This is a genomic window from Frankia sp. CcMO1 (assembly GCF_977945845.1).
This window is the reverse complement of sequence record NZ_CDWTMG010000124.1, coordinates 1-13,360: the sequence shown is the minus strand read 5'-3', so window position 1 is coordinate 13,360 and position 13,360 is coordinate 1. Positions and strand designations below refer to the sequence as shown.

The 13,360-nt window shown below is 69.3% G+C and carries 14 protein-coding genes and 3 pseudogenes; 4 read left to right on the top strand and 13 right to left on the bottom strand.

Features of this window, described 5'->3' with window-relative positions; all coding sequences use genetic code 11:
* The 7 genes and pseudogenes from AC08OU_RS15205 to AC08OU_RS15175 all read right to left on the bottom strand — a co-directional run.
* Positions 1-656 (bottom strand): alpha/beta fold hydrolase (locus AC08OU_RS15205; protein ID WP_476605165.1); only part of this gene is annotated, 656 nt, incomplete at its 3' end.
* Between the two features lie 609 nt (positions 657-1,265).
* Entirely contained in the window at positions 1,266-1,646 is a 381-nt protein-coding gene (locus AC08OU_RS15200) for a PIN domain-containing protein (RefSeq protein WP_462203698.1), read from the bottom strand.
* The gene (locus tag AC08OU_RS15195) at positions 1,643-1,900 is read right to left on the bottom strand and encodes a hypothetical protein (protein WP_476600842.1); all 258 of its coding nucleotides are present in this window, start codon (positions 1,898-1,900) and stop codon (positions 1,643-1,645) included. Before AC08OU_RS15195 ends, AC08OU_RS15200 begins: the two co-directional genes overlap by 4 nt.
* Before the next feature lie 146 nt (positions 1,901-2,046).
* Positions 2,047-2,711 (bottom strand): annotated as a pseudogene (locus tag AC08OU_RS15190) (IS66 family transposase); the annotation flags it as partial.
* 578 nt (positions 2,712-3,289) lie between these two features.
* A complete protein-coding gene (locus tag AC08OU_RS15185; protein ID WP_476600844.1) occupies positions 3,290-4,063 on the bottom strand; it encodes an SDR family NAD(P)-dependent oxidoreductase in 774 nt (257 codons plus the stop codon).
* A gap of 159 nt (positions 4,064-4,222) precedes the next feature.
* Positions 4,223-4,996, bottom strand: a complete 774-nt coding sequence (locus tag AC08OU_RS15180; RefSeq protein ID WP_476600846.1) for a hypothetical protein — start codon at positions 4,994-4,996, stop codon at positions 4,223-4,225.
* A gap of 384 nt (positions 4,997-5,380) precedes the next feature.
* Positions 5,381-5,596: a hypothetical protein gene (locus AC08OU_RS15175; RefSeq protein ID WP_462186783.1), complete on the bottom strand. Its 216-nt coding sequence runs from the start codon at positions 5,594-5,596 to the stop codon at positions 5,381-5,383.
* A gap of 266 nt (positions 5,597-5,862) precedes the next feature.
* Between AC08OU_RS15175 and AC08OU_RS15170 the strand changes: the two genes are divergently transcribed.
* Positions 5,863-7,791, top strand: coding sequence for a sensor histidine kinase (locus AC08OU_RS15170; RefSeq protein ID WP_476605164.1), 1,929 nt, complete (start codon positions 5,863-5,865; stop codon positions 7,789-7,791).
* Positions 7,792-7,803: 12 nt separating this feature from the next.
* Complete coding sequence (locus tag AC08OU_RS15165) at positions 7,804-8,004, top strand: recombinase family protein (protein WP_462186787.1); 201 nt, start codon at positions 7,804-7,806, stop codon at positions 8,002-8,004.
* Positions 8,005-8,020: 16 nt separating this feature from the next.
* Here the strand turns inward: AC08OU_RS15165 and AC08OU_RS15160 are convergent, their stop codons facing one another.
* The 3 genes from AC08OU_RS15160 to AC08OU_RS15150 form a co-directional block, all read right to left on the bottom strand.
* Positions 8,021-8,365, bottom strand: coding sequence for a BlaI/MecI/CopY family transcriptional regulator (locus AC08OU_RS15160; protein WP_462186788.1), 345 nt, complete (start codon positions 8,363-8,365; stop codon positions 8,021-8,023).
* Positions 8,366-8,716: 351 nt separating this feature from the next.
* On the bottom strand, positions 8,717-8,977 hold the full coding sequence (locus AC08OU_RS15155) for a hypothetical protein (RefSeq protein WP_476600851.1): 261 nt from the start codon (positions 8,975-8,977) through the stop codon (positions 8,717-8,719).
* A gap of 463 nt (positions 8,978-9,440) precedes the next feature.
* Entirely contained in the window at positions 9,441-10,364 is a 924-nt protein-coding gene (locus tag AC08OU_RS15150) for an acyltransferase family protein (RefSeq protein ID WP_476600852.1), read from the bottom strand.
* Positions 10,365-11,286: 922 nt separating this feature from the next.
* Here AC08OU_RS15150 and AC08OU_RS15145 point away from each other — a divergent pair.
* The gene (locus AC08OU_RS15145; protein WP_476594105.1) at positions 11,287-11,556 is read left to right on the top strand and encodes a hypothetical protein; all 270 of its coding nucleotides are present in this window, start codon (positions 11,287-11,289) and stop codon (positions 11,554-11,556) included.
* Positions 11,553-11,921 (top strand): type II toxin-antitoxin system PemK/MazF family toxin, encoded by a 369-nt coding sequence (locus AC08OU_RS15140; protein WP_476600854.1) that lies wholly within the window; start codon positions 11,553-11,555, stop codon positions 11,919-11,921. The genes AC08OU_RS15145 and AC08OU_RS15140 overlap by 4 nt, the downstream gene beginning before the upstream one ends.
* Before the next feature lie 70 nt (positions 11,922-11,991).
* On the opposite strand, the gene AC08OU_RS15135 is transcribed toward AC08OU_RS15140, so the two are convergent.
* The 3 genes and pseudogenes from AC08OU_RS15135 to AC08OU_RS15125 form a co-directional block, all read right to left on the bottom strand.
* Positions 11,992-12,138 carry a hypothetical protein gene (locus AC08OU_RS15135; RefSeq protein ID WP_476605163.1) on the bottom strand — a complete coding sequence of 49 codons (147 nt, stop codon included), beginning with the start codon at positions 12,136-12,138 and terminating at the stop codon, positions 11,992-11,994.
* Between the two features lie 138 nt (positions 12,139-12,276).
* Positions 12,277-12,453, bottom strand: a pseudogene (locus tag AC08OU_RS15130) (IS66-like element ISFsp10 family transposase); the annotation flags it as partial.
* 568 nt (positions 12,454-13,021) lie between these two features.
* Positions 13,022-13,360, bottom strand: a pseudogene (locus tag AC08OU_RS15125) (hypothetical protein); the annotation flags it as partial.

Here is a 13,360-nt window from a genome sequence, read left to right as displayed (position 1 = left end):
ACTAGCGCGGTCTCGAAGTCCTGAGCCATTCGGCGTAGGTCCTCCTGCGGTTGGTTCATCCACACGTTCGGATCTTCTACGCCGTCCAGCACCAGCGCCCGGATCCGGGTCGGGAACATGCTGGCGTAGGTGGTGCCCAGCACGGTGCCGTAGGATCCCCCGTAAGAGGTGAGCTTGTCCTCGCCGAGCGCGGCTCGCAGCAGATCGAGATCCCGGGCCGCGGCCTCGGTCGACAGGTACGGCAGTTCAGCGCCGCTGAACCGTACGCAGCCCTGCGCCCACTGACGCCTGTCGTCAACCAGCTCCTTGTACACGTCGTCATCCTCACTCCCAGCGCGGGAGTGGATCGCGAACGGGGAGGCGGCGGCTAGCGGATCATTATCCTGCCCGCTGCTGCAACGGACCGGCGCGCTCCCACCGACACCCCGCTGGTCGAACCCGACGATGTCGAAACGGTCGCGCAACGACGCGCCGAAGAAGCCCAGCCAGTCGCGGATGAACCCGACTCCCGACTGGCCCGGCCCACCGGCCAGCATTACCAGCGAGCCGATCCGCCGGTGTGGCTGGCGGGCCGGAGCACGGATCAACGCCAGGTTGACCGTGCCTGCGGCAGGCCTGGCGTGGTCCAACGGAACGGGCAGAGCCGCGCACTCCAACCCATTCTCACACGATTTCCAGGTTAGCTTTGTCCGGGTGGCCGCAGCGGCGGACGCGGACAAACCCGACCCTGATATTCCGGTCAGCAGCGGCAGGCTCACCGCAAGCACGGCAGCAAGGAATGGGCGTGGGATACGGGCTGATCGGGACTGGCGCATCTGGCCTCCACTCTCCGGTTCGGTCGAGTGCGTGGCGCTTGCGTCCACCTGCCAGCATGAGCATGAATATAGGCCTCGTTACTCTCCTCGGCAGTGCTGGACTGCTCCGACTGCCCAGCCACATACAGGCGGAACGCGTATCGCATCATCACCAGGGCGAACCTTCCGGCCACGCGGAACTGGACGGTGCTCTGCCCGGCCACCACCATAGTCCGCGCCGTGATTTCCCGAGACGTCCATCCAGGAACTCGCCCTCACCCGGCCGGGTGGCGTCAGCGAGCTTTGCCGCAGGACATGTCGCGCAGCCCGTATCCGAGGTAGGTGAGCGAGCGTCTGCCGAACCCTCCCGGCTCCCCTTTCCGTCTTCTTGCCGTGACGGCAGCAGCCACGACCCGCCCGCAGGCGCCAAGACGGGTGTTGGCTGCGGTGGAGCCGCCGGGCCGGACCAGCTCACGGGCTGAGATCCAACAGACGCACCGGCTGGCCCGCCCACCGATCCGGCACCGCCGTCGCGATCATCGCACCCTCGGGACGCTCCGAGGTGGGCTCGGCCGCGTACAGGACGTGCGCCGGCGCCCAGCAGGTACCGCGGGCCACCGCGAGCGCGGCCGCCAGGTCCAACTCCACGATGGTCACCGCAGGCAGCGCGGCGATGTGCTCGGCGGTTCCCGGCCGGGCCCGGTCCGCCTCCACCAGCGCACACGCCGGGGCATACAGAAAATGACCCGGCACGGTGTGAGCGCGCTGGATCAACCGGGACGCCAGCACGTTGCCGTAGCCGGCCGAGACCATCGCCGTCTCGTCCAGCACCACATGCAGCGCGTCGCTCACCGCCCCAACGCCCGCGCCAGCCGACGGTTCAGCTCGGCATCGACCTGCGCGGCTTCCTCCTCCGTCGGGTCGTAGCCGCTCCACTCCCGCAGCACCGCCCGAGCCCGCTCGGCGCGCTCCGCACGTTCCGCCGGCGTCAGCAGCGTGCTCGCCAACCGCGACAGATACGCCCGCAACGACAACCCCTCCGCCGCCGCCACCTCCGCCAACCGATCCCGCGCCTCCGCCGGAATCCGCACATTCGCATCCGCCATGGACAGCCTCCTTTCACCCACCCAGCAGGATACGGGTACGTTCGCGTACCCGTATCGGATCCCGGCTACCTGGTAGCGGCGGCCAGCCAGATCAGGGTCGCAGAACTGCCGTAAGTAGTCGGAAGTTGGGTGTGGGCATGCTGCCGGGCGGCGTCACCGTGGGTGGCGTAGAGCGCGCCGATCCGCTCGCGCCACTGGCGGGCCCAGATCCCGAGCTGGGCGGGGTTGCCGTCCCCGGCCCGCAGGAAGTAGCGGCGGACGTGGACCCAGCGGAACAGGTTGACGATCCCGTCCGCCTTGCGGCCGGCGGAGGCGTAGACGGTGTAGAAGTCCGAGGAGATCACCAGCCGGCGCGGGCCGCCGGCGCCGTCGAGCTGGCCGGTGGTCTCGCTGATCCCGACATGGCCGGCGAGCACCGCCGCCGACCGGGTCGGGTCCATCACGAAGCACACCGAGTCCGGGCCGAGGAAGACCCACAGCCACCAGCGCGCCGAGGTGTCCTGGCCGTCGGGGGTGAACACCCGCCAGGTCATCTCGTCTCGTCGGCGTGCAGGTGCCACGACCCGCGCGACCGTTCGACGATCTTCTCGGCGAGCGGGGTGAGCAGGCCGCCGACCTGGGCGCACACCCCCGTCAGCGTCGCCGGCGAGATCCGGGCGCCCTGGCGGGCCAGGCCGGTGACCAGCGAGTTCTGCGACCGGCCCGCGACATAGCGCTCCACGAGCAGCATCGCGAGGAACCGGTTCGTGAACAGCTCTTTGCCGATCGCCTTCGACGGGCCGGGCGCGGTCACCGTCACCGGCCTGCCGCAGCCCCCGTAGCCGTCACGCACCGCAGCAAACCATCCCGACAAGCCGGAGATCACCCAACACGGCCAGCGAACCACACACAGCCAACACTGATGAGGCCCCGGCACCGATCAACCACAAGACTTCCGACTACTTACGAACTGCCAGCCCGGCCAGCATTTTCGCTTGCGGATATGCAAGCGAGACGCTTGCTGCGCTGGTTTAGGACGCTCCCTCCCGCGACGAAGGAACGATTCATGCGGGAGCAGTACGTGTTCTGGGGTATGTACCGCCACTGCATTCCGATCGAGAACGCCGTCAAGCTGTGGGAGTTCATCGAGACCGGGCAGCTCGACCTTCGCACTGGCGTGCTGGACGTAAGCCGATCAGGCTACGGCTTCGCGGTCACGCGTGCCCTGCCGGGGGCCGGAGCCGGATCGACCATTTCGACCACATCGTCGATGCGACCGGAACCGGATTTGACGTCGCCAAGGCGCATTCGCCCCTGCTTCGGGACCTGCTCCGATCGGGCAGCGCGGCGGCACACCCGCCGGGCTGTTGGATCGAACTCCCGGCCGCGCCAGGGCGGTGGAACCCACCGTCAGGTAGCGGAGAAGCCTCCGTCCACGAACAGCGTCTGGCCGGTAAGGTAGACGGCGGCGGGGCCGGCCAAGAACACAGCGGCGCCCACCAGGTCCGACAACTCGCCGTTTCGCCCCAGCATTGTTCGATTGGCCATTGCCGTCGCCCGCTCCGGATCGTTGAAGACGGTCTTGGTAAGCGGTGTCCGGACGAATCCCGGAGCGATCGCGTTGCAGCACACACCGCGTTTCGACCAAGCCTCGGCCTGAGACCTAGTCAGTGCCGCGACACCGGCTTTGGACACCCCGTACGCGCCGCTGTTGCCGAACGCGCGGATCGACTGCTGCGACGCCAGATTAATGATCCTTCCCCAGCCGCGCTCCGCCATTCCTGGGCCGTACCGACGGCCCAGGAGGAAGGGAGCGTCGAGATTCACCGCCATCGTCAGGTCCCACTCCTCGTCGGTCAGACCGCCGAAGGGCGGTCTGATGTTTACGCCTGCCGAGGTGACGAGGATGTCGGGCTCCCCGAACGGTTCGGCCGCCTGATCGGCCGCCTTGCTCAGCTCGGCGCGATCGGCCAGATCGCACCGGATGCCTGCGGCGGCGCCGCCAGCATCGCTGAGTTCCTCCACTACGGACTCCAGGGCGTCGGCACGGCGGCCGAGCGCGACCACCCGCGCGCCGGCACGGCCAAGCGCGAGGGCAATGCCGCGGCCGATACCGGAGGTCGCTCCGGTCACCACCGCGGTGCGCTCCCGCAGCGAGAAGAGCTCGACCAGGAAATCCGCCACCAGTGCTCCCTTCACGCAGCTCCGCGCTCGAGCGCAGAGGCCGTGCCGCGACGCAGATAAGCTATCGGAGCCGACCGGGACGACACGCGGCGCGCGCACGTACCGACCCGCACGGACGCCTGGGCCACAGCGCTCCGGTCCAGGCGCGGGCGGGCATTTTCAGCACGGATAGTCCGGTTCCTCCCAGTGCCAGCCGCAGGGGTTCACCAGGAAGAGTTTGTCCTCGACTTCACTGTCCTCAGCCGTGACGGCCATCGAGAAGTGATTGTCCACTCCTTCCTGTAGTCCCCCGGGCCACCCGGCCGCCAAGGCGGACCACAGCAACCGCAGAACCTCGGCCGGGGACCCCGCCGTAGGTAGTCCCAGTGCCGCCGCGAGTTCGACCAGCCCGTTGGTCGCCAGCGTGGGGTTCTCCGCGTTGAGCCACCACACGATCTGGTATCCGGCGGCGCGTCTGTGAGCGTACTCGACTGCGAGCTGGGTCTTGCCCACACCTCCCATTCCTCGCAGCGGCACAACAGCGATTGCCTCCGCGTCGGGTTGACGCAGGCGGCCGTCCAACGCCCGGAGAAGGTCGTCGCGGCCGGTGAAGAACGGGTTTCGGGCCGGGACGTTCCAGATCCGCGGCAGCCGCCGGGGGAACTCCGCTCGGCCCGGAAAGGTGACCGGTGAACCGGACCCACGTAAGCCCGCCGACACTCCGTCGAGAAGCCGGCGGCGAGCGTCGTCCTCTTCCAACCCGAGCAGCTCGATCCGGGTCGGCGGCGCGTACAGCTCAGGGATCGAGCAGTCAGCCACAACCACCGGAACGACGCGGCCCGGATGGTCGCTCGCGAACGCCGCGGTGTGCTCGGCTTGGGAAAGGCGCTGGGCGAAGTAGGCGTCGGTGTAGACGGCCACTACCCGCTCAGCCAGCGGTGACGAGAAAAGCATGCCGGTCGGGTCCAGTACGGCCCGGCGCCGCCACTGGCGGGACGGATATGGCTGCCGACCCAACCTATCCCGCGGCCTGGCTCATGGTACCTCGATGCCCTCGCTGCGGAGGAGCTCGGCGGCCTCGTCGGAGCTGCCCGCCTGCCGACGCCCGGCGGTGGGCCGAGGCCGAACTCCTCACGACGACCTCGGACCACTGCGGGTCGTCCGTGCGGGTGGCTCCCGACCCTGCCTGGCGACACGCCGGTCGTCGGCCGACTTTCCGGCGACTTTCCGGGGCCCTGACCTGGCGGTGCACCCCGGAAGTCGACACAGCAACAACGGATATCCTCGACGTAGCCCGTTCAGACTAGTTTGATCTGACTATCCAGATGGTCGCCAGACCTACCGGCAATCATGATCATCTGGATCCTCGCGCCGAGGGTGGGCGACGCGCGGGGCGCTCTGGCCGGGGGTCGGCGTGTAGGGCACCCGGGGCTGGACGGCGTAGGTCAGCGCCGCTGTGAGCGCCGGAAGCCAGCCGAGGTAGTACGCGCTCACGGCCACCAGCGCCATGGCCGGGAGCGGGGCCAGCAACATGCTCGTACGGGTTGGGGGCATGACGTACGTCCTTTGTTATCGGGTGTATGGCTAGTTAATTTTGGGGATGTTTTATCGTCTGCCTGATCCCCCGACAAGTGCCGTAACTTCGCATGTCAATAGAGACATTCGGGAGTACACAGCAATGTGCGTCGCAACCCCGCACCACCACCGGCGACGGTCTTTCTCCAGATGGTGTCGCAACCGTCCACCGGTACTGTCGCTACCCGGTGGAGGTAGCGACAGTATCGGTGGATCGCCTGCCCACCAGGGAAAATAGGGCCGCGGTGACCGGGAACCCGAAGGATCAGGGCGGTCGCTGGCCTGCCATCGACAACGGAGTCTCCCGCGACCACCGGTGTCTTCTGCTGTTCTTCCACCTCCTGCACGCCCTCTACCAGGTGCCGTGGAAGTCCTGCTGTTCGCTGCCGGTGGGCGACCCCGGTCACGACGCCGAGAAAAAGAAGATCGAGCGGCGGTTCACAGGGAAAACGAAACTCGACTGGGACCAGATCGTCTGCTATCTGAACAAGCTTCCGGAGCCCGACCGGGAATCCGCGACGCTTACGGCTTTCTGCCTGTTCAAGCGGTGGTGCGAAGGGTCACGGGCCGGGCGGACCACGCTGGCGAAGGAGGAGGCAAGCCGCGCGTTGGAGGCCGCCGAGGCCGCGACCGCGGACCGGGACTGGCCCGCGGTCGCCTGGCTGTTGGCGATCCCCGTCGCCGGCATGCCGGTGACCACCACCTCGCCGATCGCGATGGTGCCGGCAGCCGCGGCCGACCCGCTGGTTGCGACAGCCGAGGTTTCGGTGGCCCCCACACGGGCCACACGAGCGGCCCACGTTCCCCGAGCGGACCTGGAGGAGGTGGAACGCCAGCTCGCCGCCGCCCTGGAGCGGGCCCGACAGGACGGCGAGCGGGCCGAGGCTGCGGACCAGCGGCTGGAGGAAGCCGACCGGGTACGCGGCGACCTACGCGCCCGCCTGATCGAGCTCGGCGCCCGGTGTCAGCAGGCCGAAGAGGACCGCGACGCCGCGCTGGCCACCGCCGCCGCCGCGCTCGCCAGCGCCGACGCAGCCGACGCCGACGCGACCGAGGCTCGCGCTCTCGCCGCGGCGGCCAGCGTCGCCCAAGCCGAGGAGCGTGAACGGGAGGCCGAGGCTCGCTGGGTCGAGACGGCAACGCTCCTCACGGTTACCGAGGATCGGGCGGTCGAAGCCGAGCGGCTGGTCGAGCATCTGCGCCGGCGGGAAGCCCACCTCACCGCCCGCGTCGCCCTCCTCGAGGAACAGGCCGCCGCTCCCCCCTCAACCCCCGGCCCGTCCCCGGCACCGGCCACGCCCTCCCCTGACGCGGAGACACCCGTCAGTGGGGCATCAGCCTGGCGTCGGCGGCCGTGGTTGTCCCGGCGGCCGGAGACCGTCATCCGCCGGGGCACCGATGAGGACTACCGCGCGCACGTCCACGAACAGGCAAGCCTGACCGCGCGGCTGGAAGAGACCGACCGGCTGCGCCGCGATCTGGTCGACACCGTCGCCCACGAGTTCCGTGCCCCGCTTGCGGGTATCCGCGCTGTCCTGACCGATGCCCGCAGCGGAGAGGCGGAGGGCGGCACGCTGGCCGGCCGGCTCGACACAGCGATCGACAGCACCCGCCAGCTCGAGCGCCTCCTTGAGAGCATGGTCACCGCGACGACCGCCGCGCACACCGACATCAACGCCAGCGATCTCACCGCGGCTCTCGCCGATGTCCAGACCGTGCTGCACACCACCCACACCGGCTGCCTGGTCGTCGTGGACGCCCCCGCATACCTACCTGTCCGGATGGACGGTGCCACTCTGCGCCGGCTTCTGGGTGACCTCGTCGACACCGTCCTGCGTTCCACACCAGCCGGGGCCCCGGTTCATATCGGCACCGACCTGATCATTCTCCGGATCCGTACACCCACCCGCGTCCTTCCCGACGACACCGAGGCCAGCGCGCTGGCAGCCCCCTCCGCAGCGGGAATCCGCTACGTCATCGAGCAGGTCGTCTCCGCCCACGGCGGCCGGCTGCGTACCGACACCCTCTACAACGATGGCGTCTTCGACATCCTCGAGATCGAGCTTCCCGCCGCCGGCATCCCTGCGGTCCCACCGCTCGGCGCGACCGCAGCCCTTCACCGTCCTCGCGATCCGGCCGCGGCCCCCGCGACCGCGACGCCAGCCCGAACGTGAGAGCACGGATCGTTGTCGGGTATTTTTGGCGCCGTGCTGATCGGCTACGCGCGGGTTTCGACCGCGGACCAGAACCCCGATCACCAGGTCGACGCGCTGCTGCGTGCCGGCGACACCCTCAAGGTCACCCGCCTGGACCGGCTCGGCCGCTCCCCGCTGCACCTGGTCACCCTCGGCGCCGAGCTCACCTGGCTTCATGCTCACATCTTCTAGCCGTTTCTAGCCGTTTCTAGCCGTTCTCGTGGTGCTCTCCGTCGGCGAGTTCCTGGCGGAGGACGTCGCGGTGGTGCGGTGGGAGGTGGCGGGCGAAGCAGCGCAACACGGCGCCGGGATCGTCGCCGCGGCCCAGGAAGTTCATCATCTGTTCCGCCGCGTGGTCCTCGGCGCGCTGCAGCGGACGGTAGGCGAATCCCCGGCCGTGCGGCGCGCGTTCGGCGAGTCCCTTGGCCACCAGCCGCAGCAGGGTGGTGGCGACCGTGCTCTGCGCGAGCCCCCGACCCAGCCGGCGCTGAACCTGGAAGGGCATCAGCGGTTCGGCTGCGGCCCAGAGCAGGGCCAGGACCTCGCGTTCCAACTCGCCGGCCGCACGCCTCTGCGGGACCGGCCTGACTGGTGCAGACATGGCGACTACGGACATGGTGACTCCGCGGGTTACTGATCAGTCCCGAGACGTCGAGGTGGCCGTACCGTGGCCGTACCGATTCGGGCGGCCGGGCACACCGGCCCGTTTGTTTCGTGGGGAGCCGGACGATCTGCCACGTCACCGGACGCACGTGGACATGGAATGGGGATGCCGAGGATGGCCACCGGGTGCCACGCGGGTGCCAGGCGCGGGCGGCGGATCGAGGGACGACACGATCCGGCCCGCGACGCGGGCAAGGGGGTTGGTGGATCTGTGGGATACCGGGGCCGGCCGTCGGACCGCTCAGAGCATCCCATGGACCGGCGGGCCCCGACGGATGACGATGTAATGCAGCAGGACCGGCCGACGGGTCCGTCGCCGCGCCGGCAGGCGTGTGACCGGGTCGGGAACGAGGAGTAGGACGCGGCCGTCACGGCGCCGCAGGCGCCCGGCGGCGCGTCGTACGGCGGCCGCGGCGCCCTGCGCGGCCCGCCAGAGCAGGTTTTCGCCGAGGGAGAGCCAGCAGGCGAGCCCGAATGCGGCGAGCAGATGCGCCACGAGCATGCCCGGCCCCCGGGCAACAGGTCCAGCCCCACGCCGGCGTGGGGCTGGAGGCCGGCCACCTGGCCGGTGCCCCCCGCGAGGGTGGGCGCGAGGCCGGGGGAATGCGCGAGGCCGGAAGGGTGGGATCCGGGGGGGACGGTGACGGTGAACGCCACGTGCAGACCGGCCTGGACGGCCAGCACCAGTCCGGTGAGACGCCTGCGTGACATCCGTCGGGCGGACACCCCCCAGCAGACCCGGGCGGCGAGTACCAGCCCGATGACCGCCATCAACAGTGACGGGGTCATCGCGCAGGCGGCCGTGTGGGCGGTGACGGCCAGGCCGACGGCCACGGCGGCCACCAGGACGGACCGGACACCTCGCCCGACCGTCGTCGCGGCCCAGATCACAGACCCGCGCCTCACATTTCGCATCTTAGAAGATCCATCTGTGGGGTAGAGCGTTGCGTCGGCCTTGGCGGGGGTCAACGGCTCCGCGGGACGAACAGGTGCGCCGCGCCCGCGTCCGTTGAACGTCTTGGCAACGGCGATTGCCAGGATTTCAGCGCAAGGGCGGGTGCTTCGATGGCATACCAGCTTGCGAGGGCGGCGAGGGAGGTGACGGCGAGGGAAGCCGCGATGTGCACGACGACGGCACCCGTACCGATACCCGCATCGGCCCCGGCTTCGAGCAGGAGCAGTTGCAGCGGCCAGGCGTAGACGTAGATGCCGTAGGACAGATCGCGACGCGCCCCCACCCGCGACAGCCCCCGTCCGGTTCCGGCGTACAGCAGCAGGTAGGCCAGCGGGGCCAGGGCGAGGGGCCGGTAGGCGTGGGGGATGAGCAGGCCCGCGGCGAGCAGGGCCGCGGCGGCGATGAGTAGGGCCCGGCTGCGCGGGATGCGGTCGGCGTAGAGGAACATCGCCGCCCCGATGAGGAAGACGGCCGTGTACTTCAGGATGTGGGAGTCGGTGAGCCGGTTGGCGCCGAGGACCACCCCGCCGACGGCGAGGGTGAGGACGAGCCCGCGGCGGCGGCGCAGAATCCCCACCGCGCCGAAAACGCCGACCATCAGGTAGCACAGCGATTCGAAGAACAGGGTGTGCAGGGGGCCGTCCACGGCCTGCCCGGCGCGTAGGTCGCCGATATTGAACTGGTTCATCTTCAGCGCCGCGTTGACGAGCAGGTAGCGGACCGCCGAGTCATGGCCGGTCCAGGGGTAGCCGGCGGTGGTGCCCCGGTCCAGGCGCCACAGCAGTGGACCGATCGCGACGGCGGTCAGCGCGAGACAGACCCAGAAGGCAGGCACGACCCGCAGGAACCGGTGCCAGAGGAAACGGGCGGTGGATGGTGCCCGCAGGTGGCTACGGGTGATCAGGAAGCCGCTGAGGAGGAAGAAGCCGTCCACGGCAAATGTGCCGAGGTCGGGGCGCCGGGCAGACGTGTCAACGGGTCCGGTTCTCCCCGGACGAACAGCCATGAGTGGGACACGAGCACCGCGCCGGCCAGGATGAGGCGCAGCGCGTTGAGGTTGTTGCGGTGAGGATCAAAGGCCGCGGCCAGCGTGCCGGCCCTGGGTGTGGGTGTGAGCACGGGTATCGGCTCCGCTGGTGGGGGACCCGGCGGGGAGACACGGCGAACGGTGGGTGCTGATCGGTCATGCGGTGTGGTCCCTTTCCTCCGGACGTTCCTTTCCCGCCGGACATCCGTTTTCCGCGGACGTCCGGCGCCGGGGACGCTGCTCGGCCGCCCGCCTCGCGGGCGCTCGTCACGCACCGGCACCATTCAACCCTAACGTAAGGGTAGTGTTTGCTGTGCGTGTCATGATGTATGCGAAAGCCGCATCCGGTGACGTGTTCCGATCGGACCACCGTTTCCCTGTGCCGCGTGGTCCGGCCGGCGGCCCCGGCCATCCCCGGGGCAGGCGCTCGATACGTCGTTCCGTCCGAAGCCGGTCCGATGGTCAGGGCACGTGAGTGGTCAGGGCACGTGGCTGGCCAGGGGACGTGGATGGTCAGAGCAGGTGCACGCCACCCGGGATCCCGGCCGGGTGCGCATCGGCCGGTCGGGCGCGGGCGACGCTTGACAACATCAACGTTCGTCCGAGCGTATGTCTGGCGCGGGGAACGGCGATCTGAACCGTGCCCGATCAGGCCGGTGCGGCTGGAGACCTGCGACCGGGCATCGCGCCCCGTAGGCACCATCGCGCCGAGCATGGGCGACATGGGCGATGTGGTCGTCCCACAGCACCGCACTCGAGGACAAGCCGCGCTGTCGTAGGTCGACCTACTGCCATAGCTTGACCTATAGCAGGTGCCACACTGGAGTGTATGGCTACGACATCTATGCAGCTGGACAGTGGGCTACGCGACGAACTGGCGGAGATCGCCGAGCGGGACTTCCAGGGCGTGCCGCTGGGCGAGGCGGTCCGGCGCCTGGTCAAGGAACACAAGATCAACCGCATCATGCGGCGGTACGAGGAACTGCGCGCCAACCCCGAGGAGTGGGCCAGCTACCAGGCCGAGGCGCGGCTGACCGACGACGCGGCCGGCGACGGCCTGCCGGATGCACGTGAGGAGTACCCGGAGTACCACCGGTGAGCCGGGCGCTGAGGCTCGCGCCCTGGCAGGTGTGGCTGGTGTGGCTGGTGGACTTCGGTCAGCCGATCGGGCACGAGCAGGGCGGCCCGCGCCCGGCCGTGGTGGTCGGCTCGGCGACGCACTGCCGGTTCCCGATCGACATGGCCCTCGTGGTGCCCCTGACCGCGCGTGACCGGGGCCTGGACCATCACGTGCGCATCGACTCGCCCGAGTCCGGCCTGGACCGGCCGAGCTGGGCACGCACCGAGGAGATCACGGCGGTATCCACCCAACGGTTCACCCGGTCCACACCGCTGGGCACCGCGTCGGCCACCGAAATCGCCAAGCTGAGCGAGTGGCTACGCGAGATGGTCGCCTTCGGCTGACCCGCCGCGGGTACGGTTGGCGAGTCGCGCAGGTTCGCCACGTCACCTCCCCGTCCCGTTCAGCCCGACATCAGCGTTGCCGCCGCAGCGTCCAGAACAGCCAGTTCCCGGTGGCCGCGCACGTGGCCACGTCCCAGCCCTGGCCGCCGAGGTCGGACAGTACCGTGACCAACTCGTCGTAGCTGCCGGGGAACGTCCGCTCCTTGCCCCGGGGCATGTTGGCCCGGATGGATCCTTGGTCCCACAACCATTCCACCGTGGCGAACTCGTAGGTGAAGATCGTTTCTCCCGCTCCGGTCGGTTACAGCAGAGGATAACGGCCTTGAGGGTAGCGGCCTTCCGGGCCCGGGCCGCTGCGGACCGGCAGGTGCTGCGCGCACACCAGCCACGCCGCCTGCGCGAGCAGGCCCGGCCCGTAGCCGACCCGGCCCGTCACCCCCGCCGGGGTGTCCCCGCTGGTGGTCGCCGCGCAGCACGGGCAGACCCTGGCCACGACCCGGTACTCGGTCACGTGCGGCCGTGGCAGCGGAGGCAGGACGCCGAAACGACTACCACACAAGATCCGGCGAACAGCCGGCCACCCACGATGACCCCAGCTGAACAGCCACCCCGCAGCGACACCAATCGCATCCAGCTCAGCATGTTGTTGGGGGTCGATAGCCGCACGCAACGCGCTGGAACTATGGGGACGTAATGAAGTAACAAATACGTGATCGATAGCATCATCGCAGGTCACAGGCCTGTGGAGGGTTCGAAACGCGCAAGTTATTTCATTTCGACTCCTATGGATGTACCAGGCTTGCTCGGTCTCACATGGCGACCACAATCCGTCGGCCAGCCGTCGGCCGGTGAATTTGGGGGACCTGGGCACGGTCTGCGGTCCCCAAACCGTGACTGGCTCCCCACAATTCGCCCAGTTGCTTGGTTATGTCTCTTTTGGGGTTTTTCAAGATTGAAAATGGTTTGTCTAGGTTCGTCAACACTGTTGATTATCTTGAAAGAACCAAGCGCGAACAGGTGACCCAGCAGCTCGTGGCCCGGCGGCGCGCCGGCAGGGGTTCGCCCCGGTGCACGACCGCGGACCGGTCCCGGTCGACTGACTATCGCGAATGATTCCTCTGAGCCAGGACGGCGCCGGCCTCACCGCGCAGTCGATCCGCCCGCCGGCGAAGCTCGTCCGCCCGGGTGTCGAGAGCACGCCGCGCGGCGAGCAGTTCCCTTTCCGGCACGGCATCGTCCCCCAGCAGGCCCCGCTCCCTCGGTCGGGACCCATTCGAGGGTCGGGGCCCGTTCGAGCCCACCCGCCCGGCGACCGGCCGCATCCGATCGTCGAACCGGTGCCGTTCGTCCACGAGGCTCGCCAGCTCCGCGCCAATGCGGTCGAGGTCCCGGCGCAGCCGGCGGCGCGCGCGGCGCAACGCGGCCCCGGGACGCCGGCC